The sequence below is a fragment of the Azohydromonas aeria genome, assembly GCF_009760915.1.
Taxonomy (GTDB): Bacteria; Pseudomonadota; Gammaproteobacteria; order Burkholderiales; family Burkholderiaceae_C; genus Azohydromonas; species Azohydromonas aeria.
Genome location: NZ_VIDQ01000030.1, coordinates 41,022 through 66,734, shown reverse-complemented (window position 1 = coordinate 66,734; position 25,713 = coordinate 41,022). Strand labels below are relative to the sequence as shown.

Genomic DNA, 25,713 nt, shown 5'->3' with positions numbered 1-25,713 from the left:
TTGGTTTTCCATCAATTCAATTCCAGGTCCCGTGCGACGGTTTGGCTCATCCCGGCCCGCCGCTTGCCCTTCCCGCGTCTTCCCCGGAGACGCTGCCGATGCTTGAAAAACTCCCCGACATGGTTGGCGCCGCGCTGCGCGGCCAGCGCGCCGGGCTCGACCAGACCGCCTTCGTGCGCGTGCAGTTGCGCGCGGGCCAGGGCGCGATCCAGATCACGAGCCTGGCCTTCATGGACCACGCGCCGCTGCCGCCGCGCTTCACCGCCGACGGTGAGGGCCTCTCGCCGCCGCTGCAGTGGAGCGGCGTGCCGCCGGGCACCGCGTCGCTGCTGCTGCTCGTGGAGGACGCCGACTCGCCCACGCCGCACCCGCTCGTGCACGCCATTGCCTACGACATCCCGCCGCAGGAGGTGTACCTGCCTGAAGGCGCGCTCAACGCCGAGGAGCTGCCCAACCCGGACCTGAAGCTGGGCCGCAACTCCTACCTGCGCAGCGCCTGGATCCCGCCCGACCCGCCGCCGGCCCACGGCGTGCACCGCTACGCGTTCCAGCTCTTCGCGCTGGGCCCCGGCGCCCAGCTCAGCGGCACGCCCGGGCGCGAGGCGGTGCTGGAGACGCTGCAGCAGCATGCCCTGGCCAGCGGCTGCCTCATCGGCACCTACGAGCGCCACGACACCAGCGTGCGTGCCGATGCCCCGGCCGTGGCGGCGGCGCCGGCCGCCGGGCCGGACCTGGGCACGTCCTGAGCCGGAAGCCCCGCGCCGCCGGCTCAGGAGCGCGGATACCAGGTGCGCAGCAGCGCGATGGCCTCGGCGAAGCGCAGCTGGTCCATGGCCTCGTCGAGCCGGTCCACGGCCTCGTGGCCATGGCGCTCGGCCAGCGTGGCGCGCAGCGCGTGGTACTGCTGGAACACGCCCATGTCGCCCTCGGCCAGCGCCGCCAGCAGCGCGCCGATGGTGGCGGCGTCGTCCTGCGCCGCGGCATCGCGCGGCACCGTGGCGGCGTCGTCCCAGGGGCGCTCCACTTCCGGCGGCAGCCCGGCCAACATCTCGTCCAGCGCCTGCTCCAGCGCGCGCAGTGCCGGCTCCACGGCGCCGTCCTCGCCGTCGCGCAGCGCCGCCTCGGCCCGCCCCGCCGCGGCGGCCACGGCATGGGCCGAGAGGTTGCCGGCGAGCCCGTGCAGCCGGTGCAGCCGCCCGGCCGCGCTGGCCATGTCGCCGCGCGCCACATCGGCGCGCGAGCGTGCCGGCGTGGCGCCAAACTCGTCGCGCAGCGTGCGCAGCATGCCCAGGAACAGCTGGCGGTTGCCCAGCAGCCGCCGCGCGGCGTCCGCGTGGTCCACGCCGGGCACGGCCGGCAGGGCCTCGCCATGGGCCGCGGCCGCCGCGGCGGCCGGCGCGCCGGGCGGCAAGGCGGGCACGGCCGGCATGCGCGTGCCGAGATGGCGCCGCAGCGCCGCGACCATGGCCTCGAGCTGGATCGGCTTGGCCATGAACTCGTCCATGCCCGCGTCCAGCGCCGCCTGCTGCTGGTGCGGCAGGACGCCGGCGCTCAGGGCGATCACGGGCAGCCCCGCCAGCGCCGGGTCGGCACGCAGCCGCCGCGCCGTCTCCAGGCCGTCGAGCACCGGCATCTGCACGTCCAGGAACATGGCGTCGAAGGGCCGCGGCCCGCCGGCCTCGGCGAGCAGCATCTCCAGCGCCTGCAGGCCGTGCTCCGCCGCGTCGCACTGCGCGCCCTCCGCGGCCAGCAGCCGGCACGCCACCTCGCGGTTGACCAGCCCGTCGTCCACCACCAGCAGCCGCAGCCCCGCCAGGCGCTGCGGCCGCGGCGCGGGCACCGCCGGCGTGGCGCCCACGGCCCCGGCCGCCGCGCCGGGGGAGTCGCCGGACCCCGCCGCTGACGCCGCGGCCGGCTCGGCCGCCACGTCCAGCGCCACGGTGAACCAGAACTCGCTGCCCATGCCCGGCTGGCTGCGGACGCCGATGTCGCCGCCCATCAGCGTCGCCAGCGCCCGCGCCAGGGCCAGGCCGAGGCGCACGTCGCCGTGGCGGCCCGGCGCGGCGTCGGCCCAAATGCCTGGCTGGAACAGCCCTTCCAGCCGCTGCGGCGCGATGCCGCTGCCCGTGTCGGTGACGGTGAAGTGCAGCCGCACCTGCCCGGCATCGCGGCCGGACATGCGCACCGCCACGCCCACGCGGCCGGCCGCGGCGTGGCGGATGGCGTTGTCCACCAGGGCCGACAGCAGCTGCTCCAGGCGCGGCGCGTCGCCCAGCAGCGGCGGCACTCCTTCGGGCAGCGGCGCCAGGTCCAGCACCACGCCCTTGTCGGCCGCGCCCGGCGCGTGGGCCTGCACCAGCCGCTGCAGCAGCTGTGCCAGCACGAAGGGCTCGCGCGCCAGTGCCAGGGTGCCGGACTCGCTGCGGGCGAAGTCCAGCATCCCGGCCAGCAGCGCCTGCAGCGCGTCGGCGCTGCCGCGCAGCGACTGCAGCAGGTGGCGCTGGTCGGCATCGAGCCGCGTCGCCTGCAGCGCCTGCGCCGCGTCGAGCAGGGCCTGCAGCGGCTTGCGCAGCTCGCGCTCCATGCCGGCCAGCAGCGCGGTCCCGGCGTCGTCGCGCGCGGGCTGCGCGCCGGCAGCAGCGGCCGGCCCGGCCTGGCTCGGTGCTTCGGGCAGCGCCGAAGGCGGGACGGGCACCGGCTGCTGCGGTGCGGGCGAGACATCGGCGCGGTGCCGCAGCGTCTTCTCGCGCCACAGCAGCGTCGCCACGGCCAGCAGCGTGGGCAGCCCGAAGGCGGCCAGCGCCAGCCCGCCGACGCTGCCGGCAAAGATCCACGCCGCCAGCAGCAGCAGCGCCAGGGCCAGCGCCGCCAGCGACAGCGCGCCAAGGCGCCGCCGGCGCGCGCCGGCCCGGCCGGACCTGCTCACGCCGCGTCGCCTTTCCCCGGACGAATCCCGGGGGACGAAACTCGGTGGACTGAATTCAATCGATACCGTTTCGAGGTTATACTGTCCGGCAAATAATAAAGAATGGACAAGAATTATAGTTGCGCTCGCCGGCAAGATTTTTTAGATTGCCGGTTCAACAAGTAAAATCCAAGAATATGGTCAGCAGTCCGTCCATCCTGCTTATTGACGACGATCCCAAGCAAATTCAGTTTCTTGCCGGCATCCTGCGACGCCAGGATTATCGGGTTTTCGCCGCGCTGGATGGGCGCGACGCGCTGGTCAAGGCCGCGGCCCGGCCGCCCGACCTGATCCTCGTCGACCTGTACATGCCCGAAGTGGACGGCCGGGCGACGATCCGGCTGTTCAAGGCCCACCCGACGCTGCAGCACATCCCGCTGATTTGCCTGACGGTGTCGAATCATATCGACGACAAACTCAGCGCCTTCGAGGCGGGTGCCGTCGACTACATCACCAAACCCTTCGATCCCGAGGAAGTCATTGCCCGGGTGCGCGTGCACCTGCGCCTGCACCAGGCCGCCGGCCAGCATGCCGCGCTGCCGCCCGCCCCCGCGCCGGAATTGCCGCTCGCAGACGGCCTGGCCCAGGGATGGGAGGAGAAAATGGTCGGCCAGGCCCAGGCCATATTGCTGCGCGAAATGGCCGATCCGCCTTCGCTGGCGGCGCTGGCGCAGCGCGTGGGCACCACGCAGCGGCATTTGAGCCATGAATTCCGGCGCCAGGTCGGCAGCGCGGTCTACGCCTGGCTGCGCGAGGAGCGCCATCGCGAGGCCTGCACGCGGCTGCTGCACACCCGGCAGCAGCTCAACCAGATCGGCCAGCACATCGGCTACCAGTCCGCCGCGGCCTTCACCAATGCCTTCCGCGCCCGTTTCGGCATGACGCCCAGCGAGTACCGCCGCGCCGCCGGCGTGCGCGCCGACGGCGACGATGACGAGAACGGGCGCGAAACCGGGGGCCAGGGCGGGGGCCAGGGCAGGGGCTTGGGCCCGGTGGCGCAGCCGGGGGGCGAGGGGCGCGAGGAGGGCGGCCCGGGCCGCTGAGCGCCACGCGCCGCGCCGTGCCGCATGCGCCGCGCGGCGCCGTCGCGGGCCGGGGCGAATTGCCACCTTTTTCACGAAAGCGCCGCGCCGCTGCCGCGGGCCGGCGAGGGGCGCGACGCTAGGATGAACCGAACCCGGCCCGGGTCCGCGCCGGGTTCGAGCTTCCCTCCCTGCTGCCGATGCCGCACGAGCGCCGCCTCGGCCGTCCGCCATGACCTTCCTCGCCGCCGCCCCTGCCGCGCCCGCCGACGAGGCCGTGCTGCCGTCGGCGCGCCGGCTCGCGGCGCCGCTGCTGCTGGGGTTGCCGCCCGCGGCGCTGTTCGCGATGCACCCGGACGCCGGCCATGCGCTGCTGGAGCTGGTGCCACTGGGCCTGGCCACGGCGCTGTTCCTGGTGGCGGCGCCAGGCGGCCGGGCTGCCGCGCCAGGGCCCGCTGCTGTGCGTGGCCGCGGGCACCTTCGCCGCCGCGCTGCTCGACGTGCTGCGCCTGGCGCTGCAGCACCGCATGCCGGCCTTCGCGGCCGCCGGGGCCGATGCCGACGCGGTGGCGCTGCTGCTGTGGCTCGGTGCGCGCACGCTGCAGGGCGCGGCGCTGCTGGCGGCGCCGGGCTGCGTCGCGGGCACGTCCGCGGCGCGGCACGGACTGGCCGCGCCGGTGGCGCTGGCGCTGGCGTTGCTGTGCGCCGGCCTGGCCTGGAGCGGCACGTTCCCGGCGCTGGCGCTGCCCGGCGGCGGCAGCGCGGGCGCGGCCATATCGCCGTTCTGGATCGCCTGGGAATGGTTCGCCCTGGTGCTGCTGGCCGGCGCGGCGTGGCGGCTGGTCCGGCACCGCGAGGCCGTCGGCGCCGGCGCGGCTGGCGCCCTGCTGGTGGTTGCCGGGCTGCTGGCGGCGGCGCAGGCCTGCTTCTCGCTGCAGGCCGGCGCGCCCGGCGCGTTCTTCGCCGCCGCCCACGTGCTCAAGCTGTGGGGTTGCTGGCTGCTGTGGTGGACCGTGCAGCGGCAGCTGCTGCTGCAGCCGCGGCGGCAGCAGCAGGCGCAGGCCCGGCTGATGGAGGCCGTGACCTCGCAGGTGCCCGGGCTGGCCTGGCAGTTGCGCCGCGACGCCGACGGCGCGCTGCGCTTCACCTTCGCCAGCACCGGCGCGGCCGACATCTTCGAGCTCACGCCGGCGGAGCTGGTGGCCGACGCCGGCCTGGGCCTGGCGCGCATCGTGCCCGCGGACCGGGCGCGGCTGCTGGCGGCGCTGGAGCGCTCCAGCACCACGCTCACGCCCTGGCAGCTGGAGTGGCAGGCGGTGCTGCCGCGCCAGGGGCGGCGCTGGCACAGCGGCGAGTCCTCGATCCCCGTGGCCGAGCCCGACGGCGGCTGCGTGTGGGTGGGCCACGTGCGCGACGTGACGCAGGAGCGGCAGGTGGCGCTGGAGCTGGCGCGCCACCGCGACCACCTCGCCGCGCTGGTGCGCGAGCGCACCGACGCGCTGCAGCAGGCGCTGCTGCAGACCGAGGCCGCGGCGCGCGCGCGCAGCGAGTTCCTCTCCAACATGAGCCACGAGATCCGCACCCCGCTCAACGCCATCCTGGGCGTGTCGCAGATCGCGCTGCGCGACGCGCGCGCGGCGCCGGCGCGGCCCTGGCTGCGCCAGATCCGGGAGTCGGGCGCGCTGCTGCTGGCGCTGGTCAACGACATCCTGGACATGGCCAAGGTCGAGGCCGGCCGCCTGGAGCTCGAGGCGCGCCCGGTGCGCCTGGCCGCCGTGGTGCAGCGCGCCATGCGGCTGACCGCGCACCGCGCGCAGGCGCAGCAGCTGCACTTCGGCGTGGACTGCGCGCCGGACCTGCCCGAAGGCATCCTGGCCGACGACACGCGGCTGACGCAGGTGCTGGTCAACCTGCTGGGCAACGCCATCAAGTTCACCGAGCGCGGCGGCGTGCGGCTGCAGGTGTCGCGGCTGCCCGGCGACGGGCCCGGGCGCGCGTGGCTGCTGTTCGCGGTGCACGACACCGGCATCGGCATGAGCGTGGCGCAGCTGGGCAGCCTGTTCGAGCCCTTCACGCAGGCCGACGCCTCGACCACGCGGCGCTTCGGCGGCTCGGGGCTGGGGCTGTCCATCGCCCGGCGCATCGTCGAGCTGATGCACGGCAGCATCGAGGTCTCCAGCCAGATCGGCCGCGGCTCGTGCTTCACGGTGCGCATTCCGGTCGAGGAAGTGGCGCCGCCCCCGGCCGCCGAGGACGCGCCGGTGCGCGCGCCCAACGCCCCGCCCGCGGCGCCGCGGCTGCAAGGCCTGCGCATCCTGGCCGCCGAGGACGACGCCGTGAACCAGTGGGTCATCGGCGAGCTGCTGGAGCAGGAGGGCGCGCATTGCCGCATCGCCGCCAACGGGCTGGAGGCGCTGGCGCTGCTGGAGTCGGGCGAGCCCTTCGACCTGCTGCTGACCGACGTGCAGATGCCCGGCCTCAACGGCTACGACACCGCGCGCCGCTGCCGCGTGCTGCGCCCGGCGCTGCCCATCATCGGGCTGACCGCCCACGCCCTGCCGCAGGAGCGCCAGCGCTGCCTGGACGCGGGCATGGACGACCACGTCACCAAGCCCGTGGACGCCGACGCGCTGTGCGCGGCCATCCTGGCGCGGCTGGGCCGGGGCGCCGGCACGGACGGCGCCGCGGACGGCGGCGCGGCGCTGCCGGCACCGATGCCCGTGCCGCCGCGGCCCGCCGCCGCGGCGGCGGGCGCGCCGGTGCTGGACTGGGCGGCGCTCCAGGCACGGCTGCGCCGGCCGGCCTCGGTGCAGCGCATGCTGCAGGCGCTGCTGGCCGAGCACGGCGCCACGCCGCGGCGGCTGCGCGACTGCGTGGCCGCGGCCGACGCGCCGGGTGCCGCGGCGCTGGCGCACACGCTGCGCGGCGTCTGCGCCACCCTGTGCGCGGCGCCGGCGCGCGAGGCCGCCGAAAGGCTGGAGCAGCAGTCGCGCGCTGCCGCCGCGCCCGACGCGGCGCGGGTGGAGGCGCTGGCCGCGGCGGTGGAGGCGCTGCTGGCCGAGGCCCGCGCCGGGCTGGACGGTGCGGATGCGGCCGCGCCCGCTGCGCCGGCCGCCTTCGACCCGCTGGAGACGAGCTGACATGCGAGCCGACGCCGACGCCGACGCCGCGCCGCGCCGCCCTGCACTGGGCGCAGGGCCTGCGCCGCGCCCTGGAGGCCGCGCTGGCGCTGCTGCCGCTGCTGCCCATTGCCTACCTGCAGTGGTTCCAGGACCCGGCGCTGCGCTTCGAGGACCACCTCTTCCACCAGGTGGCCATCGGCGTGGCCACGCTCGAAGGCGGCTTCATCGGCTGGGTGGCCTGGCGCTGCTGGCACCGCTCGGGCGAGGCGCTGCTGCGCTGGGTGACGCTGGCCTTCGCCGGCTTCACGCTGGTGTACTCGCTGCACGGCTTCTTCACCCCGCTGGCGCACCACAACCTGTGGCTGTTCATCCTCTACGGCCCGGCCTCGCGCGTGGTCATGGGCGCGTGCCTGCTCGCCGGGCTGCTGCGCTTCGGCGTCCCGCCCGACCCGCCGGCGCGGCGCGAGGACACGCGCTGGTGGCTGCGCTGGTTCGGCCTGTTCCTGGCGCTCAACGTGGCCGTGGGCGTGCTGGCGTACTCGCCGCTGGCGCGCATGCCGGCGCTGCGGCTGGGCATGGAGGGCGGCGCCATCGCGCTGTACGTGGTGGCGCTGGGCGTGCAGGCGCGGCGCGGGCTGCACTCGCCGCTGATGAAGTACGCGGCGCTGGCCTTCGCCTGGTTCGCCTTCGCGTCGCTGGCCTTCATCCTGGCGCGGCCCTGGAACCACCAGTGGTGGCTGGCGCATGCCATCTTCGCCGCGGGCTGCTCGGTGCTGGGCTACGGCATCCTGCGCGTGTTCCTGGCCACGCAGTCCTTCGAGCACGCCTTCAGCCTGGAGGCACTGACCGAGGACCTGACCCAGGCCAACGCGCGGCTGCGCGAAACCATGGAGCGGCTGGAGCAGGTCAACCGCGCCCAGGCCGCGCAGGTGCGGGCACTGGAGGCGTCGCGGGCGCAGTTCCAGGCCAACGCGCGGCTGCGCGAAACCATGGAGCGGCTGGAGCAGGTCAACCGCGCCCAGGCCGCGCAGGTGCGGGCACTGGAGGCGTCGCGGGCGCAGTTCGCGGCCTTCTTCGAGCTCTCGCCCGACGCCATCTTCGTGGTCGATGCGCCGGGGCTGGTGCTCAAGGCCAACCGCAGCGCCGAGGTCCTGTTCGGCTACGGGGCGGGCGAGCTCGACGGGCTGCAGGTCGAGCGGCTCATGCCCGAGGGCCTGCGCGTGCGGCACCAGCGCTCGCGCCAGCTGCACCAGGCCTCGCCGGTGACGCGCCCGATGAGCGCCTCGGCGCAGCCGCTGAGCTGCCTGCGCCGCGACGGCAGCGTCTTCAGCGCCACCATCAGCCTCAGCAGCCTGGTCTACGAAGGCCGGCCCTGCACCGTCACCTTCGTGCGCGACGTGACGCTGCTGCTGCGCCACGGCGAGGAGCGGCGGCTGCAGGACGAGCGCTCGGTGCGCCAGGGGCATGTCCTGGAGCAGCTCGCGGCGCAGCTGCCCTTCGTGGTGTTCCAGCTGCGCCGCGGCCCGAACGGGCGCTACGACTTCCCGTACATGAGCCCGAAGTCGGCCCAGCTGCTGGGCCTGGACGAGCAGGCGCTGCGCGGCAACGTCAACCTGTGGTTCTCCAGCATCGACCCGGCCGCGCTGGCGCCGCTGCTGGTTTCCCTGGAGCGCTCCGCGGCCGAGCGCAGCGCGTGGACCGCGCACTGGACGGCCCGCCACGCCGACGGCTCGACCACCTTTCCGTGCCTGGTGCGCTGCGCCGCGCCGGTGCCCCAGCCCGACGGCTCGCTGGTGTGGACCGGCACCATGCGCCACGCGCAGGAGCGGCTGGAGGACGCAGGCCCGCTGCCGCTGACGGACCTGGACGCGGCGCTGGCGCAGCCCGCAGGCTGAGCGCCGGCAGCGCCGCGCGCCTCACGAATAAAAAAGCCCTGCGTGCCGGCGCTGTCGAAGGGGACGAGGGTCGGGGGAGGAAGGAGAAGCCCCTTCCGCCGCACGCGGGCTGGGAACCGGGGCGCGGCGGGCGCGGCGCCGCGCTGTCTGGCCTGGCGCGCCGCTCAGGCGCTGGTGTTCACCTGCTGGCCCACGCCCGGCACGGCCTGGCCGCCCGCGGCGGCGTACTGCTGCACCATCCAGGCCGCCAGCCGCTCGGCCTGCGCGTCCAGGCCGCCTTCGCGCAGCGGCAGCGCGGACGAGGGCGACGCCGAGGCGGCGTCCGCGGCGGCCGTGCCCGGTGCCGCCGGGGCGGCCGCGGTCAGCGCCGGGTTCAGCGCCTTGCCCAGCGCGCCCCGCGGCGTGGCGGCCTCGGCGGCGTCCAGGCGCTGGTCGCCGTCGGCGTCGGCGTCGGCCGTGGCCAGGCCCTGCAGCGCGTCGTCGCGCGCCGTGGCGCCGGCGTCCTGCGCCAGGGACGGTGCCGGCGTTGCGACGGCGTCGGCTTCGGTGTCGGTCGTGGCCGGAGCCGGGGCCGCGTCGGCCGGCGCGGGCTCGGTTCTAGGGGCGGGAGCGGAGGCGGAGGCGGAGACAAAGGGGGTGCCGGTGCCGGCGCCGGGCGGTCCGCCGCTCGGCCCGGCGTTGCTGGCGGCGTTGGGCAGCCAGGGAAAGTTGCGAACGACCCGTCCCGCCGCGGCCTGGTCCGCGTCGTTCCGCACCGCGGTGCCGGCACCTGCGCCGGCAGTCCCGGCCATGCCGGCGGCATCGCGCTCGATGGCCGCGGCATCCGTGGCGCCCGGGCGGCCGGCCGCGGTCGCACGCGCGGCGGCGACGGCGTCGCGGTTCTCCGCCGCATCCACCGCGGCGCCGGCCCGCTGGCGCGCGAATGCCAGCGTGGATTCGAGCTGCTGCAGTGACGCCTGGATGCCGGCGCGCAGCTCGGTGGCGTCGTTGTCCTCGTTGCCGTCGGCGTCCGTGAGCCGGTAGCCGGGCAGGTTGGTGCCGGTGTCGGCGACCGCCGACGGCGAGCTGGGCCGCATCCGCTGCAACTCGCCGGCGGCGGTGCCCTCGCGCTGGCGCTCGCTGGCCTGGCGCAGCAATTCCTCGCGCAACGGCGGCTGCAGGCGCTGCATGCCGCTCCGGGCGCTGATGCCGAGACCTCCAATGCTCATGGGTCCCCCCTCTTCTTGTCTTTGGCGCTGCCGTCGTAACTGACTGCAACGACACGATTGTGTAACACAATCCCCCGATCCGGCGATATGCCCTGTCGCCGGCATGACACAGCGCAACTTGCCGCGGCGCCGCCCGCGCCGCGGCGGCTGCGCGCTCAGACCAGGCGCCGGTGGGACGCCGGCAGGCGGCGCAGCAGCGCCATCACGCCGGTGGTTTCCGGCACCGGCAGCGCCAGCTGCAGCGGCCGGCCCAGCGCGGCGGCCACGCCCTCGGCCGCCAGGGCGGCGGAGCGCGCCGCGCTTTCCATGGACGCCGGCAGCGCGGTGCGGGTCCAGTCGCCGGCCAGCCACAGCCCGGCAAACGGCGTCTCGGCGGGCAGCCGCGCGGACTCGGTGCCGGGCAGCGGGCAGGGCACCGCCATCGGGATGCGGTGCACGCGGGCATGCACCAGGCGCGCCTGAGCCGCTTCGGGCGCGAAGTCCGCCACCTCCTGCAGCGTGCGCTGCACGATCTCGTCGTCGCTCCACTCCCAGGCCAGGCGCACGTGGATGGAGTTGCATGCCAGCAGCGTGCCGCGCGCCTCGTGGCGGAAATTGGAGAGCACGTAGAAGTCGGTGTGCAGGTCGCGCGTGGCCCAGGCGCGGGCCCAGAAGTTCTCGCGCGCCACCGGGCGGTCCAGCCACAGGTAGACGCTGACGTAGCGCGAGGGCTCGAAGGCGTGCGCCGCGCGCGAGGCCGCCGGCCAGGGCGCGGTGACGAAGCCGTTGCGCAGCAGCTGCGGCGGCAGCGCCAGCACGGCCGCCGGCGCGTGCAGCAGGCTGCCGTCCTCCAGCTCGAAGGCCTGGAAGCGCCGCTCCCGCACGTGCACCCGAGCCACTGGCGAGCGCAGCATCACGCGCCCGCCGGCGGCCTCGATGCGGGCGCGGCAGCCCGGCGCGTACAGCGACGCCAGCGGGATGCGGGGAAAGCCGAAGCAGTAGCCGCTGCGCCCCTGCATCAGCCGGAACACGCGCATCAGCGCCGCGGCCGAGCACTGCTGCAGCGGCACGTTGAGCAGCGCCATGGTGGCCGAGGTCCAGAACCACTCGATGCTGCGGTCGCTCACGCCCAGGCCGCGCAGGTAGCGCATGGCGTCGAGCTCGTCGAGCGCCTGCAGCCGCTCCTCGTCGAGCCGCGCCGCGTGCCAGGCCACGCGCGCGTTGGACAGCAGGTCGCGCACGCCCAGGCAGCGCAGCACCTTCGGCAGCGCCGGCAGCCCGTGCAGCGGCGGCGGCAGCCGCGAGCCGGGCACGGGGATGCGCCGCCCGGCGTCGAGCAGCGTGATCAGCGGCTGCGATTGCCAGCAGACCTCGCCCTCGGTGCCGCAGCGGCGCAGCAGCGCCAGGAAGTTGCGGTGCTCGCTGGTGAGCACGTGCGGGCCGATGTCCACCACGTCGCCGGTGACGAGATCGGGCCAGCTCGCCGCGCGCCCGCCGGGCAGCGCGTCGCGCTCCAGCACCACGACCTTGAAGCCGGCATCGGCCAGCGCCGCGCCGCAAGCCAGGCCCGCCACGCCGGCGCCGGCAATCAGCACGTCGGCGTCATAGGCGGCGGCGCTCAAAGGGAGGTTCCCTGGTGGGGAGACAGGCAGGCGGGCAGGTTCAACGGGGGACTTCTCATGGCACAGGCAGGCACCGGCACGCGCGCGGTGCCGGTGCGGCAAAGGCAAGCGGTGTTCCCATGGCGGCTTGAGGGCATGGCCGCTGCTGCAGCATCGGCCATGGCATTCCTCGACGTTTCCCGTCACCCCTGCGCGGCGCTCGGCGGGCAGCCGCTGCCGCTGCAGCTGCGCGCGCTCTCGGCCATGGCCGCCGTCTTCAGCGCCGACGCCGGCGCGGCGCGCGCGCTGCTGCCCGCCGCCATGGCTGGCGTGCTGCAGCCGCTGTCCTGGCGCCCGGGGCGCTGCCTGCTGGGCGTGATCGCGGTGCGCTACCTCGAAGGCGACCTGGGCGCCTACGACGAGCTGGCCGTGGTGCTGCCGGTCGGGCACGGCGCGGTGCCGCAATGGCAGGCGCTGCGCAACCTGTTGAGGAAGCGCTTCGAAGCCTTCATCTGGCAGATGCCCGTGACCACCGCGCGCGCCCGCGACGGCGGCGTGCGGCTGGCGGGCTTTCCGAAGTGGGTCGCCGACCTGCGCCGCGACGACGGCGCGGGCCGGCTGCGCTGCGCGCTGCACGAGGACGGGTCGGACACGCCGGCGCTGGCGCTGGAATGCCGCGATGCCGAAGGGCACGGGCCGGCGCGCGAGCTGTCGCTGCTGGCGCACACGCTGCTGGAGGGCGTGCCCGTGGTCAGCGAGCTGCGCCTGCGCCAGGAACGCTGGCGCGAGCACCCGGGCGGCGGCGCGCGGCTGGTGCTGGGCCGGGGACCGCTGGCCGACGCGCTGCGGGCACTCGACATCGGAGAGCGCGCGCTGTGGAGCCAGGTCGTGCCGCAAGCGCAGGCGCTGCTGTACGGGCCGCGGCGGCTGGGGGGCTGAGCCGGGAGGCGCCGCCGGGCGCCCCGCTTGCCGCCGCGGCGCCATTCCCGCCCGTCGCGAAAGCCCAGCCATGAGCAGCACCCACGCCGGCCTGTTCCCCACCTTCTTCCTTTCCGGCTTCGAATGCTCGACCTTCCTGTGGAAGGACCAGGGCCGGCGCAACCTCGTGGCCGAGACGCAGCACGACCGCTTCGCGATGCAGGACTACGCCTTCCTGCGCAGCGTGGGCATCGCCGTGGCGCGCGAGGGCATCCCCTGGCCGCTGGTGGACCGCGGCGCCGAGGGCTTCGACTTCTCCGGCCTGGCGCCGGTGATCGAGGCCATGAACGCCGCGCAGATCCTGCCGGTGTGGGACCTGTGCCACTACGGCTATCCGGACGGGCTGGACCCGTTCATGCCGCAGTTCGTGCCGCGCTTCGCCGCCTACTGCCGCGCCGCGGCCGAGCACGTGGCGGCGCGCGTGCGCGGCCCGCACTTCTTCACGCCCATCAACGAGATCACGTTCTGGGGCTTCGCCGGCGGCGAGTGGGGCTGGATGGGTCCCTTCGGGCGTAGCCGCGAGGGCCGGTACGCGCTGCGCGACGCGCTGTGCGCGGCGGCCGTCGCCGGCGTCAGGGCGATCCGCGAGGTGCTGCCCGAAGCGCGCATGCTGCACGTCGAGCCGCTGATCCACGTGGTGCCGCCGCGGGACCGGCCCGACCTGGCCGAGGCGGCGCGGCGCGAGTGCGAGGACGACGCCTGCCACGCCTGGGACGTGCTCGCCGGGCGCCTGCGCCCGGAGCTCGGCGGCGCCCCGGAAGTGCTCGACGTGGTGGGCTGCAACTGCTACGCCTTCGGGCAGATGGAGTACCGCGAGCAGGGCCCGCACCAGGCGCTGGCGCCCGACGACGACCGCATCCGGCCGCTGTGCGAGCTGCTGCACGGCATCTGGCGCCGCTACGGCCGGCCCATGGTCATCTCGGAAACCAGCGGCCTGGGCCACGGGCGCGAGGACTGGCTGCGCGACGTGATGCAGGAGTCGCTGGCGGCCGTGGACCGGGGCATCGACCTGCACGGCGTGTGCCTCTTCCCCGGCGTGGACATGCCCGACTGGCACACCGGCGAGTGGCTGCACAACGGGCTGTGCGACCTGCAGCCGCAGGCCGACGGCAGCCTGCACCGCGTGCCCGATGCCGCCTGCGTCGAGGAGCTGCACCGCTGGCAGCGGCTGCTCAACCGCGTCACGGTGCTCGACGCGGACCCCTTCAGCGACCCGGTGGACCTCGACGACGTGGTGCGCGCGGCGCGGGCCATGAAGCCCAGGCCGGACCGGGACTGGGCCTGACGCGCCGTCCCGGGGCCGGGCGTCAGTGCGCGCCCGCGCCCGGCTGCGCCGGCGCCGCCGGCCGCGGCAGCTCCAGCAGCCGGAAGGCCGGCTGCTGCGGATAGTGGTGGCGCAGCAGCGGCATGGCCACGTTGAACACCGGCGTGCCGTTGACGGTCTTGCCCTCCGGCGAGCCGCGGTGCGCGTGGCCGTGGAAGACGGCGCTCACGGGATAGCGGATCAGCGGCTCCTCCAGCCGGCTCGTGCCCAGGAACGGGAAGATCTCCACCGGCTCGCCCTGCACCGTGCCCACGATGGGCGCGTAGTGCAGCAGCGCGATCCTGTCGGGCGTGCGCAGCTTGGCCAGCGCCGACTCCAGCTTCAGCGTCTCGTGCAGCGCCTCCTGCACGAAGCTCTTGATCGCCTGCTCGCCCCAGGGCCCGAGCGCGCCGCGGCCGTAGCCGCCGCAGAAGCCCTTGGTGCCGGCGATGCCCACGCCCATGATCTCCACGGCCTCGCCGTCGAGCACGCGCACGCCGGCGCCCTTGAGGATGCGCGCCACCTCCTCGGGCTGGCCGGACTCGTAGTCGTGGTTGCCCAGCACCGCCACCACCGGCACCGACACGTGCGCCAGCTCCTCGGCCAGCACCTTCGCCTCCTCGCTGGTGCCGTAGTCGGTGAGGTCGCCGCACAGCAGCAGCACGTCGGCGGCCTCGCAGGCCTGGGCGAAGAACGGGCGCAACTGGCCGGCGGAGTCCTTGGTGACGTGCAGGTCGCCCACGGCGGCGAAGCGCAGCACGCCGGCGTGGCCGTTGCCGCCGGTGGCCGCGGCACCCTGCGGCGCGGGTTGATGGGACGGACCCGCGGGCTGCGCGGACGCCTGGGATGGCTGCTGCTGCTGGTGTTGTGGTGGCTGGGATGCCGCGGAATGGCCGGGCTCGGATGGCAGGGACATGCCGGTGTCCTCCTTCGATGACGGAATGCATGCGGGGGCTGCGGCCGCGCGCGGCCGCAGCCCGGTGCCGGCCCGGAGCAAGGCACGGGCCTTGCCCGGTGCGCCCATGACATCGACCGCCCATTCGCCGCTGCCGCCGGCGGCCAGCGCCACCGCGCTCGACCCGCGGGCCGAGCCCTTCTACGTGCAGGTGCTGCAGGCCCTGGACGACGCCGGCATCCCGTTCCTGGTGGGCGGCGCCTTCGCGCTGGCCGGGCTCACGGGCGTGGAGCGGCCCACGAAGGACCTGGACCTGTTCCTGCGCCGCGCCGACTTCGACCGGCTCGGCCAGGTGCTCGCCGGCAGCGGGCTGCACACCGAGCTGACCTTCCCGCACTGGCTGGGCAAGGTCTACAGCGGGCCCTTCTTCATCGACCTCATCTTCGCCTCGGCCAACGGGCTCAACGCGGTGGACGACGGCTGGTTCGAGCGCGCGGGCAGCGACACCATCCTGGGCCGCACGGTGCGCACCATGTCGGCCGAGGACATGGTCTGGTCCAAGGCCTACATCATGGAGCGCGAGCGCTACGACGGCGCCGACGTGGCGCACGTGCTGCGCGCCTGCGCGCCCACGCTGGACTGGCCGCACCTGATGCAGCGCGCCGAGGCGCACTGGCGCGTGCTGCTGGCGCACCTGGTGCTCTTCGGCTTCATCTATCCCGACGAGCGCGACCGCGTCCCGGCGTGGGTGATGCACGAGCTGCTGCAGCGGCTGCAGGCCGAGCTGCTGACGCCGCCGCCGGCCTCGGGCCGTTGCCAGGGCACCCTGCTGTCGCGCGAGCAGTACCTGCCCGACCTGCAGCACGGCGCCGGCGACGCGCGGCTCCAGCCCGCCGGTACGATGAGCGAGGCGGAGATCGCGGCCTGGACGGCCGCCATCGACAGCCCGCCCGACAAGGACGCCCCGGATCAAGAACCGTCGAGGAAGGAACAAGCCCCATGAGCACGCGCATTCCCGCCACCCTGATCGCCGGCGACGGCATCGGCCCCGAGATCGTCGAGTCCGCCGTGGCGGTGCTCGATGCGCTGGGCTCGCCCTTCGAGTGGGACCGCCAGGTGGCCGGGGCCGCCGGCGTGCAGGCCGCGGGCGACCCGCTGCCGCAGGCCACGCTCGACAGCATCCGGCGCACGCGGCTGGCGCTGAAAGGGCCGCTGGAGACGCCCTCGGGTGGCGGCTGGCGCTCTTCCAACGTGCGGCTGCGCGAGGAGTTCCGGCTCTTCGCCAACGTGCGCCCGGCGCGCACCATCATCCCCGGCGGCCGTTACGACAACATCGACATCCTGCTCGTGCGCGAGAACCTCGAGGGCCTCTACATCGGCCACGAGCACTACGTGCAGATCGACGACGACCCGCACGCCGTGGCCATGGCCACCGGCATCAACACCCGCCAGGGCTGCCGCCACATCCTCGAATACGCCTTCGAGCACGCCATCGCGCTGGGCCGCAAGAAGGTCACCGTGGTGCACAAGGCCAACATCATGAAGGCGCTCACGGGCATCTTCCTGGAGACGGCGCAGCAGATGCACGCCGAGCGCTACGCCGGGCGCGTCGAGATGGACACCATGATCGTGGACGCCTGCGCCATGAAGCTGGTGCTCAACCCCTGGCAGTTCGACGTGCTCGTCACCACCAACCTGTTCGGCGACATCCTCTCCGACCTCACCGCCGGGCTGGTGGGCGGGCTGGGCATGGCGCCGGGCGCCAACATCGGTGCGGACGCAGCCATCTTCGAGGCCGTGCACGGCAGCGCGCCCGACATCGCGGGCAAGGGCCTGGCCAACCCGACGGCGCTGCTGCTGGCCGCGGCGCAGATGCTCGACCACGTCAAGCTGGGCGACAAGGCCACGCGGCTGCGCGAGGCCATCGACGACACGCTTAACCTCGACCAGGTGCGCACCGGCGACCTCGGCGGCCAGGCCGGCACCCAGGAGTACACGCGGGCGCTGGTGGCGCGGCTGAGCCGCAACGGCTGACGGCCGCACGGCCTTCGCTGCCCGGGCAGCGAAGGCCCGGCTCGTGGCGTGTCCGGCGCCAGCGCCGGCGCCGGCACGCGTGCGCGCCTGCCGCCGCGTCCCGGCGTGGATCCTCTCCTTTACAATCTGAAACATAACGTCTCGCCGATGGACCGGGCGACGACGCCATTCGGAGAAGGGGGAGGTCATGCAGAAACGGCTCAGGAGCGGCTTGGCCGCCGGCTTGCTCGCGGCATTGCTGGCGGCGTGCGGTGGCGGCGATGGCAGCGAAGGTACCCACGCGAACCAGGCGCCCGAAGTCGCCGCGATGGTCAGCGGCGACGTGACCGCGACCAGCTCGGCCCTGGTGGCTTCCCTCAACGGCACGGTGCGCTTGGACGGCTCGGCCAGCAGGGATCCGGACGGCAACGCGCTGACGTACCGCTGGACGTTGCGCAAGCAGCCCGCGGGCGGCAAGGCCCCGGCCTCTTCCACGCAGGCGCAGTTGGAGTGGACGCCGGACGTGGCCGGCACCTACGAATACGCGCTGCAGGTCAGCGACGGCCGCGCCAGCGCGACCCAGACGGTGGCGGTGCAGGTCACCAACCGCGCGCCCGTGCCCAGCGTGTCCGTGTCCGCCGCCTTCACCGCCTCGGCGGTCACGGCCGTCGCCACCAGCGCCACGGTGGGCGCCGCCGTCGTGCTGGATGCCGGCGGCAGCAAGGACCCGGACGGCCAGGCCGTCACGGTCAGCTTCACCCTGCTGAGCAAGCCCGCCGCCAGCACCGCCGCCCTGACCGTCACGGGCAAGACCGCCCGCTTCACGGCCGATGCCGTGGGGACCTACCAGGTCAAGGTCCGCGGCGTGGACCCCGTCGGCGCGGCCTTCGAGACGGTCTATCCCTTCAACGTCGCCAACCGCGCGCCCACCGCCGTGGTGGTCAGCTCCGTGGGCAACGTGACGGCCGAGGCCGGCAAGGCAACCGTGGCGGCCTCGGTGGGCTATGACGTGATGCTCAATGCCACCGCGTCCGACGCCGACGGCGACGCCCTCACCAAGACCTGGACGCTGACCAGCCGCCCGGGCGGCAGTACCGCCACGCTGGGCAGCTCCGCGGGCAACTCCACGCTGCTGCGCCCCGACCGCCTGGGTGATTACGTCGTCACCTTCACCGCCGCCGACGCCAAGGGCGCGCGCAGCGTCCACACCACGACGGTGCGCGTGAACAACCGCCGCCCCACGGTCAGCGTCGGCACCAACGCCACGCCGCAGTCCGTGCCGGGCGCGCCGGACAGGCTGCTGCCCGTGGGCACCACCGTCACGCTGCGCGGCGACGCCAGCTCGGATGCGGACGGCGACGCGCTCACCCATGCCTGGAGCATCGTGTCGCGCCCGGCCGGCAGCAAGGCGGCGCTGTCCTCCACCAGCGCCGTGTCGCCCACCTTCACGCCCGACGTGGAGGGCCGCTACCAGTTCCGGCTGCGCGTGACCGACCGCCTGGGCGCCTTCGCCGAGCAGACCGTGGCGCTGGACTTCGGCACGCATGCGCCCGTGGCCGTGGTCGAGCGCTCCAATCTCACGGTGCTCGCGGGCACGGCGGTGGCCCTGTCGGCCGCCTCCAGCTTCGATGACGACGACGATGCGCTCACCTACGCCTGGACGCTGGATGCCCAGCCCGCCGGCAGCACCGCCACCGTGGCCAGCGCGGCGGCGGCGGACGCGTCCTTCCAGCCCGACCTGGCCGGCACCTACGTGCTGTCCGTGCGGGTCAGCGACGGCCGCTCATCGAGCCGGGCCAGGGTCACCGTGCGCGCGCTGGCGCAGTTCCGCAATGCGGTGGCGCTGAACTTCGTGCCGGGGCTGGCGCGCTACAGCGTCGGCCTGGACCGGCTGGTGATGGCGCCCGCGTGGGGTGCGAACGTGCTGCGCATCGTCGATCCCTTCGCGGGCTCCGTTCGCTCGGTCGCGCTGCCCGCCGCCGTCAAGGCGCTGAGCCTGAGCCCGGACGGGTTGCTCGCCGGCGTGCTCTACGAGGGCCGCTTCAGCCTCGTGGACGTGGGCACCGCCGCCGTGATCAAGACCTTCGCCACCGGCGGCGCGCAGACCGATGCCTTCGTCACCAACGCCGGCATCGTGCACCTGATCGGTCAGACCGGCGGCCAGTGGGTCGAGGACCCGGTCGCAACCTTCAATGCCCGCACCGGCGCGCGCATCGTGCAAAAGGTGCCCTACGGCGGCGCAGGCTTCTACGGCACCCAGTACGGCGTGCTGGCCGATCGGCTCGACAAGGTGTTCTTCATGCCGCAGGGGTCGTCGCCCAGCGACATCAACTACTTCAGCTTCGTCCCGGCCACCCACCTCGTCACCACCACCGGCGACTCGCCCTACCACGGCGACTACGACATGCAGACGCCGCTGTACCTCGCCGGCGACCAGAGCCTGGTGTTCACCTCTGCCGGCACCTACTTCGACGCCGCGACGCTGCGCTACGCGGGCCGGCTGACCGGCGTGACGTCGATGCTGGGCTTCAGCCATTCGTCGGCCGCGGAGGAGGCGTTGGTGCTGCAGTTCACGCCCGGCTCGGACGTCTATCCCTACACGCCCAGCTATCCCGCCGCCTACATGCGCTTCACGGGCCCGCTGCTGTTCCAGGACGCCGACCTGGCGCTGCCGCTGATCAACGAGCAGCAGAGCTACGGCCTGCGGATCTTCCACAGCGCCGGCGGCGCCCACGTCATGGTGGTGCAGACGGGTTCGAACGTGCCGCTGAGCAGCCTGGCCCGGTACTACGTGGCGGTGCGCTGAGGCGGCCGGCGGCAGCTGGCGCCGGCGGCGCCCCTGCCGCGCCGCCGCGCCGCCATGCTCACCGCGCCCAGACCCGCCGCCAGCATCGCCCAGCCGCCCGGCTCGGGCACCGGCGCGGCCAGCTGCAGGTCGTCCAGGCCCCAGGAGTCGTCGGGGTGGGCGGCGCGCAGCACGAAGGCGTCGAAGCCCCAGTCGGCGCGCAGCCCGGCGAAGGAGTCGGGCAGCGTGCGCGGCGCCAGCCGCACGCTGGCCACGCGCTCGCCGTTCTTGTAGGCGTCGATCTCGAAGCCGCCCAGCGGCGCGTCGTCGGCGATGAAGGCGCCCACCGCGCGCACGCGCCGCTCCAGCGTGAACACCAGCGCGCCGGTGGCGAAGCGCCCGGACTCGTCCAGCGGGTTGCTCAGGAACTGCGTGCCCGAAGGCAGCGCGGCGCGGAACAGGGGGAAGGGCAGGCTCTGCGAGGACCCCACCGTGGCCTGCGTCGCGTCGCCGATGCCGGTGAGGGCCTCGATGCGCGTGATGCCCAGCGCGGGCAACCCGCCCGGCGTGGCGCCGGTGGCGAAGCCCTCGAAGGTCTCGACGCGCAGCGGCCCGGCGTCGGCGGCGAAGGCGGCCCGGCTGGTGTAGGCCGTGGCGGCGGCATGGGCGCCGGCGCAGGCCAGCGGCAGCAGCGCGGCCGTGGCGGCGGCGCGCAGGGCGGTACGGTTCATGGTGGGCTCCTGGCTGCGGGCCGGCGGCGCGCTGCGTCCAGGCAAAGCGGTCGCCCCGGCCCTGCCGCGCATCAGGCCTGCACGGCGCGTTCCAATCGAGCCCCCTGCCTGTAATTCCGGTGAACAAACCATGAGCCACGACGCCCCGCCATCCGCCGCCACTCCGCTGCCCGCCTGGCCGCCTTCGCCCGTCGAGCGGCTGCTGGCCGAGCAGGCCTGCCGCGACCTGGTGGCGCGCGCCGCGCAGGCCACCGACAGCCAGCGCCACGAGGACTTCGCCGCGCTGTTCACGCCGGACGGCGTGCTCACGCGCCCCGGCGGCGAGCCGCTGCGCGGGCGCGAGGCGATCGTGGCCTCCTACCGCATGCGCCCGGCCGCGCGCATCACGCGCCACCTGGTGACGGGCGGCGTCATCGAGCTGGAGTCGCCCACGCGGGCGCGCGGCCTGAGCGTGGTGCTGCTGTGGAGCGGCGACGCGGCCGACGCCGAGGGGCCCTTCGGCCGCCCGGCGCAGCGCCAGGCGCTGGGCGAGTTCGAGGACGAGTTCGCGCTCACGGCCGAGGGCTGGCGCATCGCGCGGCGCGAGGCGCGCTTCGTGCTGGTTGCGCCCTGAACGCCGGGCCCGGACCCACCCGCCCCGGGCGGGGGCGGATGCCCTTGTTGGTGGCTTGCGGCGCGGCAGCGCTCACCATCACCCTGTGCCGGCGAGCCCCGTCGCGGCCCGCTGCCGAGGTGACATGAGCGACCGTTCCGACTCCTTCCCGACGCCCGACGTGCCCGCGGGGCTGCGCGCGGTGTATGCCCTCTACGCCGCGCGGCTGTGCGCGCCGGGCGTGCGGCTGCGGCACTACGCCGGGCGCTGGCTGGCGCTGCACCGCGCGCGGGCGCTGGACGCGCGGGTGCTGCCGGTGATGGACGAGGAGCCCTCGGACAACCGGCTCACGGGCTTCAAGCGCTTCCAGCGCGAGGCGCTGGCGCTGGTGCCGCCGGGCACGGAGCTCGTCTTCGTGTCGCTGGAGCACGGCACCTGGCGCCCGCGCGGGCCCGACGCGCCGCTGCTGCAGATGCTGGCGATCCGGCTGGAGGTCTCGGGCTGCGCCGTGGGCCTGGCCGGGCACGTGGACCTCGACGACCACGGCCGCCCGCTGCGCATCGCGCCGGCCTTCGCGCTGATCGTGGACCTGCGGCTGCTGGAGTAGCGCCCGCGCCGCCCCGATCGGCGGCCCGGCTGCCCGGCTCCCCGGCACGAGGCATGCCGGGCAGGCGCCGGGCGGCACGCCGGCCACGACATGGCGGCATTACTGCACACGCGGCGCGGCGCGGCGCGGCGCCGAGCGCCGGCCCGGGCGGCGGATAGCATCGGGACGAGGCGCCTTGTGCCTCTTGCCCGTCACTTTCCTCCCGCTACCGTGTCGCAGCCGCCCGACGACGAATCCCACCCTCGCACCGAGCGTGCCTGCGCCCTGCTGGTCGGGCAGCCGTGCGCGGCCATGTCCACCGACCCCTCACGCGACCTGGAGGCCGTGGACATGGTGCAGGCGCTGGAGGACTTCGACGGCAACCATGCCAGCGTTTCCGGTCTCCTGCGCGATTTCCTGGGGGATCGGCGTGCCTGTTCGGGCCGCCTCCTCGGCCTTGAAGAAGCCGCCACGCGGCGGGTCGTGGCGGCGCTGCACGACGTGGCCAACACGCTCGATGCCGGCTGGTGCCGCCAGGCGGCCCTGGCCGTACGCAGCCGGGAGGAGGGGCTGCGCCGCGCCGATGCGGCCGTGCCCCTGGGACTGCTGGCCGAGGTCCAGGCCATCGTCGAGCAGGCTTTCGATGGTGTCGAGGCCGTGGTGCAGCAGCACTGCCCGCGCTGCCTGCTGGCCTGAGGCCCGGGCCACCTGCCCGGGTCAGGCGTCGGGCACGGGGCGCACCGGGGCGCCGGACAGGAGGTCGGCCTCGGCCTCGGCCAGCGCCAGCACCTGCGCATCGATGAAGCCGGCCAGCCGCTGCATCGGCAGGGGCTTGCGGTAGCACAGCGTGCGCGGGTCGAGTCCGCCGCGGGCCTGGATCTCATCCTCGGCCATGGCGGTGGTCACCAGGATGCGCAGCCGCGGCGTGTCGAAGCTGCGCCGCACGGCCTTGATCAGCTCGAAGCCGTCGAGCGGCTGCATCGCCAGGTCCGTGATCAGCAGATCCGGCAGGTGCCGTGCCATGGCCACCAGCGCATCCATGGCGTTGTCCACCACGGTCAGCTCCAGCGCCGTGCCCCAGTCACCCAGGAACTTCTCCATCGCCCGAGCGGTGCTGGCGTTGGGCTCGACCAGCAGCACCGACAGCGGCCGGCGTGCCGGCGCGGCCCGGCCCGAGCGCCCGCGCGTGAGCCGCAGGATCGACTCCACCGGGATGCGCCGGTGGCCGCCCTCCGTGCGCCAGGCCTGCAGCTCGCCGCGCTCGACCATCTTCTGCACCGTGGCCACGGACACCCGCAGCATCTCGGCGGCCTCCTTGGTGCCCACCACGTCGGCACCGCGCCGCGGCGCGGCAACGTCGCCTTCCTCGCCGTGAGGCGCATGAGAAGAAGCGGGGGCTTGCTCAACAGTCAAATTGATTCTCCGGTACAGCCCGAACGGCGCGGTGGGCGCGCGCGGCGCGCGGGGTGTGTCGGCGCAGGGGCAGGCGCCGGCGCAGGCGGTCAGGGGTCGGGGCGCGGCGCGCGCGCCCGGGTGTCAGGGCGTCAGGGCCTCATCAGCGTCCGGCCAGCGCGGCCTTCAGCTCGGCGGTGAGCCCTTGCCAGGCCGGGCCGGCGGGCGGGGCGGCGTCCGCGGCGTCCGTGGCGGCCATCCCGGGCGCGGCGGCCTGCAGCGCCAGCCGCAGCGCCTCCTGCGCGCCGGCCTCGACGCTGTCGATCAGCGCCACCGGCACCTCGGCCTGGATGCGCGCGGCCATGCCGGCGAGCCCGGCGCCGCCCAGGATCACGCAGTCCGCGCCGCTGTCGCGCGCGGCCTCGCGGCAGGCCCGCGCCAGCAGCGGCAGCGCCGCGGCCGGATCGGCGGCGAGCTGCGCGCCGCTGGGCGCCACGGTGGTCACGCCGGCCAGCGCCTCGCCGAAGCCCAGGCCCTGCGCCAGGCGGCGCAGCATCGGGCCCCAGGCCGTGCCGCCGGTGACGACGGCGAAGCGCCCGCGGGCCGAGGCCCGCGCGGCCTGCACGAAGGCGGCCTCGGCCAGCCCGGTCACGGGGCAGTCGCACAGCTCGCGCAGCGCGAACAGGCCGGGGTCGCCGAAGCAGCCCAGCAGCAGCGCGTCCGGCCGGGCGTGGCCGGCGGCGCGCCACGCCGCCCAGGCGTCCAGCGCCGCGTGGCCGGCCACGGCGCAGGCCGCCTCCGTCGCGATGTAGGCCGCGCCCAGGCGCGCGGTGGCGCCTTCGACCCGGGCCCGTTCGCCGAGCGTGGCGCGCGCGTGCGACACGACCAGGTCCGTGACCGGGGCCGAGGTGTTGGGATTGAGGACGAGCAGGCGGGGCGGGGCGGAAAGCGTCATGGACAAGCGAAGTCGGTGGCTCGAAGGGGCCGGCAATCAGCCTGCCGGGCTCGCGGCCGCGGCGCCGAAGATGCGCGTGAAATCCGGCGCCTGCGTGGCCGGGGGCTCGATGCGCAGCTGCTGCTCGACCTCCTCCAGGTGCCGCGTCATCAGCGCCGCGGCCGCCCCTTCGTCGCGCAGCCGGATCGCGGCCAGCAGCGCGCGGTGGTCGGCGCAGCCGCAGCCGGTGGTGGGGCCGTCGCCGGCGCCGTAGGTCATCAGCACCAGCGAGGTCCGCGACACCAGCTCGCGCAGCACGCGGCCCAGGGTGCGGTGCGCGGCGCCGTCGGCGATGCGCAGGTGGAACTCGCCCGAGAGCCGGATGGCGCGGCGGCGCTCGCCGGCGGCGCGCGCGGCCTCCTCCTGCGCCAGGCAGCTCGCCAGCGCCCCGAGGTGCCCGGCCGAGGCATGGCGCATGAAGCGCTGCACCAGCAGCGGCTCGACCATGCGGCGCACCTCGAACACCTCGCGCGCTTCGGCCGGGTCGGGCGTCGCCACCGAGGCGCCGCGGTGCGGCGCGAGCGTGACGATCTGCTCGTGCGCCAGCCGGATCAGCACCTGGCGGATGCGCGTGCGCGACACGCCGAAGGCCTGGCCCAGCTTGTCCTCGGCCAGCCGCGTGCCGGGCAGCAGCTGGTGGTCGAGGATGGCATCGACGATGCGGTCGTGGATCTGCGCGTCGCTCAGCGGCGCGTGCGTGGCGGCGCCGGCCATGCCCGGGTCAGCCATGGCGGCGTCCCGCGGCGGCGCGCTGGCGGCGCAGCAGCGCCAGGGCGCCCAGCGCCAGCGCGATCACGGCCAGCGACAGCAGCGTGGTGAGCGTGCCCAGCGCGTAGATGGCCGGGGTGGTGACGGTGGTGGTCAGCCCCTGCAGTTCCAGCGGCAGGGTGTTGACGTCGCCGATGGCCTGCGAGGTGCGCGCGATCTCGTCCCAGCTCAAGGTGAAGCCGAACAGCCCGACCCCCACCACGGAAGGCCCGATCAAGGGCAGCAGCACGTGTTTGAAACTTTGCCAGGGCGTGGCGCCCAGGTCGCGCGCGGCCTCCTCGTAGGCCGGGTTGAAGCGGTTGAACACCGCGAACATGATCAGCAGGCCGAAGGGCAGGGTCCAGGTCAGGTGCGCGCCCAGCGCCGAGGTGTAGAGGCCCATCAGCGTGGTGTAGCCCTCCAGCGCCGCTTCCAGCCCCCAGGCCGCGAGCAGCGCGCGCACGCCGTCGTCGAGCAGCCGGAACTGCAGCCCGATGCCCAGCGACACCACGATGGACGGCATGATCAGGCTGGCCACCGTCACGAAGAACAGGGCCGAGCCGCCGCGCAGCCGCTTGCGGAAGGCCAGGCCGGCGAGCACCGACAGCACCACGGTCAGCGCCATCACCACCGCGCCCAGCGCCAGCGAGCGGCGCAGCGCGGCCCACACGTCCACCGTGCCCAGGCCTTCGGCCAGCTGCGCGAACCAGTGCAGCGACCAGCCGCGCATCGGGAAGGTCAGGCCGCCCTGCGGGCCCTGGAAGCTCAGCACGAAGATGGTCAGCGTGGGCCCGTAGAGGAAGGCCACGAACAGCGTGAACAGGATCGCCAGCGGCCAGAAGCCGGGCGGGCGCCTCTCGTCGCGGCGGGCGGGGCGGGCGGATCGGAGTTTCAGGCTCGCCATG

General features: G+C 74.9%; 21 protein-coding genes. 12 read left to right on the top strand and 9 right to left on the bottom strand.

From position 1 onward, the window contains the following. Positions 1–98 precede the first annotated feature (98 nt). Positions 99–746, top strand: coding sequence for a YbhB/YbcL family Raf kinase inhibitor-like protein (locus tag FJ694_RS18160; protein ID WP_157268662.1), 648 nt, complete (start codon positions 99–101; stop codon positions 744–746). A gap of 23 nt (positions 747–769) precedes the next feature. On the opposite strand, the gene FJ694_RS18155 is transcribed toward FJ694_RS18160, so the two are convergent. Continuing rightward, complete coding sequence (locus tag FJ694_RS18155) at positions 770–2,926, bottom strand: ATP-binding response regulator (RefSeq protein WP_157268661.1); 2,157 nt, start codon at positions 2,924–2,926, stop codon at positions 770–772. Between the two features lie 119 nt (positions 2,927–3,045). On the opposite strand from FJ694_RS18155, the gene FJ694_RS18150 reads away from it, so the two are divergent. From FJ694_RS18150 to FJ694_RS18140, 3 genes are all read left to right on the top strand, one after another. After that, complete coding sequence (locus FJ694_RS18150) at positions 3,046–4,008, top strand: response regulator transcription factor (RefSeq protein WP_157268660.1); 963 nt, start codon at positions 3,046–3,048, stop codon at positions 4,006–4,008. A gap of 344 nt (positions 4,009–4,352) precedes the next feature. After that, positions 4,353–7,127 carry an ATP-binding protein gene (locus FJ694_RS18145; protein ID WP_157268659.1) on the top strand — a complete coding sequence of 925 codons (2,775 nt, stop codon included), beginning with the start codon at positions 4,353–4,355 and terminating at the stop codon, positions 7,125–7,127. A gap of 182 nt (positions 7,128–7,309) precedes the next feature. Next, positions 7,310–9,004 carry a PAS domain S-box protein gene (locus FJ694_RS18140; RefSeq protein ID WP_157268658.1) on the top strand — a complete coding sequence of 565 codons (1,695 nt, stop codon included), beginning with the start codon at positions 7,310–7,312 and terminating at the stop codon, positions 9,002–9,004. 164 nt (positions 9,005–9,168) lie between these two features. Here the strand turns inward: FJ694_RS18140 and FJ694_RS18135 are convergent, their stop codons facing one another. Then, positions 9,169–10,212 (bottom strand): hypothetical protein, encoded by a 1,044-nt coding sequence (locus tag FJ694_RS18135; RefSeq protein ID WP_157268657.1) that lies wholly within the window; start codon positions 10,210–10,212, stop codon positions 9,169–9,171. A gap of 155 nt (positions 10,213–10,367) precedes the next feature. Continuing rightward, positions 10,368–11,813 carry a hydroxysqualene dehydroxylase gene (locus FJ694_RS18130; protein ID WP_157268656.1) on the bottom strand — a complete coding sequence of 482 codons (1,446 nt, stop codon included), beginning with the start codon at positions 11,811–11,813 and terminating at the stop codon, positions 10,368–10,370. A gap of 159 nt (positions 11,814–11,972) precedes the next feature. On the opposite strand from FJ694_RS18130, the gene FJ694_RS18125 reads away from it, so the two are divergent. Both FJ694_RS18125 and FJ694_RS18120 read left to right on the top strand, forming a co-directional pair. After that, on the top strand, positions 11,973–12,731 hold the full coding sequence (locus FJ694_RS18125) for an acetoacetate decarboxylase family protein (protein WP_157268655.1): 759 nt from the start codon (positions 11,973–11,975) through the stop codon (positions 12,729–12,731). A 70-nt stretch (positions 12,732–12,801) separates the two neighbouring features. Next, the gene (locus FJ694_RS18120) at positions 12,802–14,055 is read left to right on the top strand and encodes a glycoside hydrolase family 1 protein (RefSeq protein ID WP_157268654.1); all 1,254 of its coding nucleotides are present in this window, start codon (positions 12,802–12,804) and stop codon (positions 14,053–14,055) included. 22 nt (positions 14,056–14,077) lie between these two features. Here the strand turns inward: FJ694_RS18120 and FJ694_RS18115 are convergent, their stop codons facing one another. Continuing rightward, on the bottom strand, positions 14,078–14,989 hold the full coding sequence (locus tag FJ694_RS18115; protein WP_157268653.1) for a metallophosphoesterase family protein: 912 nt from the start codon (positions 14,987–14,989) through the stop codon (positions 14,078–14,080). Positions 14,990–15,095: 106 nt separating this feature from the next. Between FJ694_RS18115 and FJ694_RS18110 the strand changes: the two genes are divergently transcribed. The 3 genes from FJ694_RS18110 (at position 15,096) to FJ694_RS18100 (ending at position 19,787) form a co-directional block, all read left to right on the top strand. Next, the gene (locus tag FJ694_RS18110; RefSeq protein WP_157268652.1) at positions 15,096–15,971 is read left to right on the top strand and encodes a nucleotidyltransferase family protein; all 876 of its coding nucleotides are present in this window, start codon (positions 15,096–15,098) and stop codon (positions 15,969–15,971) included. Further along, positions 15,968–17,002: an isocitrate/isopropylmalate family dehydrogenase gene (locus tag FJ694_RS18105; RefSeq protein ID WP_157268651.1), complete on the top strand. Its 1,035-nt coding sequence runs from the start codon at positions 15,968–15,970 to the stop codon at positions 17,000–17,002. The genes FJ694_RS18110 and FJ694_RS18105 overlap by 4 nt, the downstream gene beginning before the upstream one ends. A 187-nt stretch (positions 17,003–17,189) precedes the next feature. Next, positions 17,190–19,787: a PKD domain-containing protein gene (locus FJ694_RS18100; protein WP_157268650.1), complete on the top strand. Its 2,598-nt coding sequence runs from the start codon at positions 17,190–17,192 to the stop codon at positions 19,785–19,787. Here FJ694_RS18100 and FJ694_RS18095 read toward each other — a convergent pair. After that, the gene (locus FJ694_RS18095; protein ID WP_157268649.1) at positions 19,769–20,497 is read right to left on the bottom strand and encodes a PEP-CTERM sorting domain-containing protein; all 729 of its coding nucleotides are present in this window, start codon (positions 20,495–20,497) and stop codon (positions 19,769–19,771) included. The two genes, FJ694_RS18100 and FJ694_RS18095, sit on opposite strands and share 19 nt — an antisense overlap. 130 nt (positions 20,498–20,627) lie before the next feature. Between FJ694_RS18095 and FJ694_RS18090 the strand changes: the two genes are divergently transcribed. The 3 genes from FJ694_RS18090 (at position 20,628) to FJ694_RS18080 (ending at position 22,371) form a co-directional block, all read left to right on the top strand. Then, positions 20,628–21,110, top strand: a complete 483-nt coding sequence (locus tag FJ694_RS18090) for a nuclear transport factor 2 family protein (protein ID WP_157268648.1) — start codon at positions 20,628–20,630, stop codon at positions 21,108–21,110. A gap of 124 nt (positions 21,111–21,234) precedes the next feature. Beyond that, positions 21,235–21,696, top strand: coding sequence for a hypothetical protein (locus FJ694_RS18085; RefSeq protein ID WP_157268647.1), 462 nt, complete (start codon positions 21,235–21,237; stop codon positions 21,694–21,696). A gap of 291 nt (positions 21,697–21,987) precedes the next feature. Continuing rightward, positions 21,988–22,371 carry a hypothetical protein gene (locus tag FJ694_RS18080; protein ID WP_157268646.1) on the top strand — a complete coding sequence of 128 codons (384 nt, stop codon included), beginning with the start codon at positions 21,988–21,990 and terminating at the stop codon, positions 22,369–22,371. A 21-nt stretch (positions 22,372–22,392) separates the two neighbouring features. Here the strand turns inward: FJ694_RS18080 and FJ694_RS18075 are convergent, their stop codons facing one another. The 4 genes from FJ694_RS18075 to FJ694_RS18060 form a co-directional block, all read right to left on the bottom strand. Next, positions 22,393–23,088 (bottom strand): helix-turn-helix domain-containing protein, encoded by a 696-nt coding sequence (locus tag FJ694_RS18075; protein ID WP_157268645.1) that lies wholly within the window; start codon positions 23,086–23,088, stop codon positions 22,393–22,395. Between the two features lie 142 nt (positions 23,089–23,230). Continuing rightward, positions 23,231–24,022, bottom strand: a complete 792-nt coding sequence (locus tag FJ694_RS18070; RefSeq protein WP_157268644.1) for an aspartate/glutamate racemase family protein — start codon at positions 24,020–24,022, stop codon at positions 23,231–23,233. Positions 24,023–24,058: 36 nt separating this feature from the next. Next, positions 24,059–24,790, bottom strand: a complete 732-nt coding sequence (locus FJ694_RS18065; protein WP_232540092.1) for a GntR family transcriptional regulator — start codon at positions 24,788–24,790, stop codon at positions 24,059–24,061. After that, complete coding sequence (locus FJ694_RS18060) at positions 24,783–25,712, bottom strand: ABC transporter permease (protein WP_157268643.1); 930 nt, start codon at positions 25,710–25,712, stop codon at positions 24,783–24,785. The genes FJ694_RS18065 and FJ694_RS18060 overlap by 8 nt, the downstream gene beginning before the upstream one ends. Position 25,713: the final 1 nt, after the last annotated feature.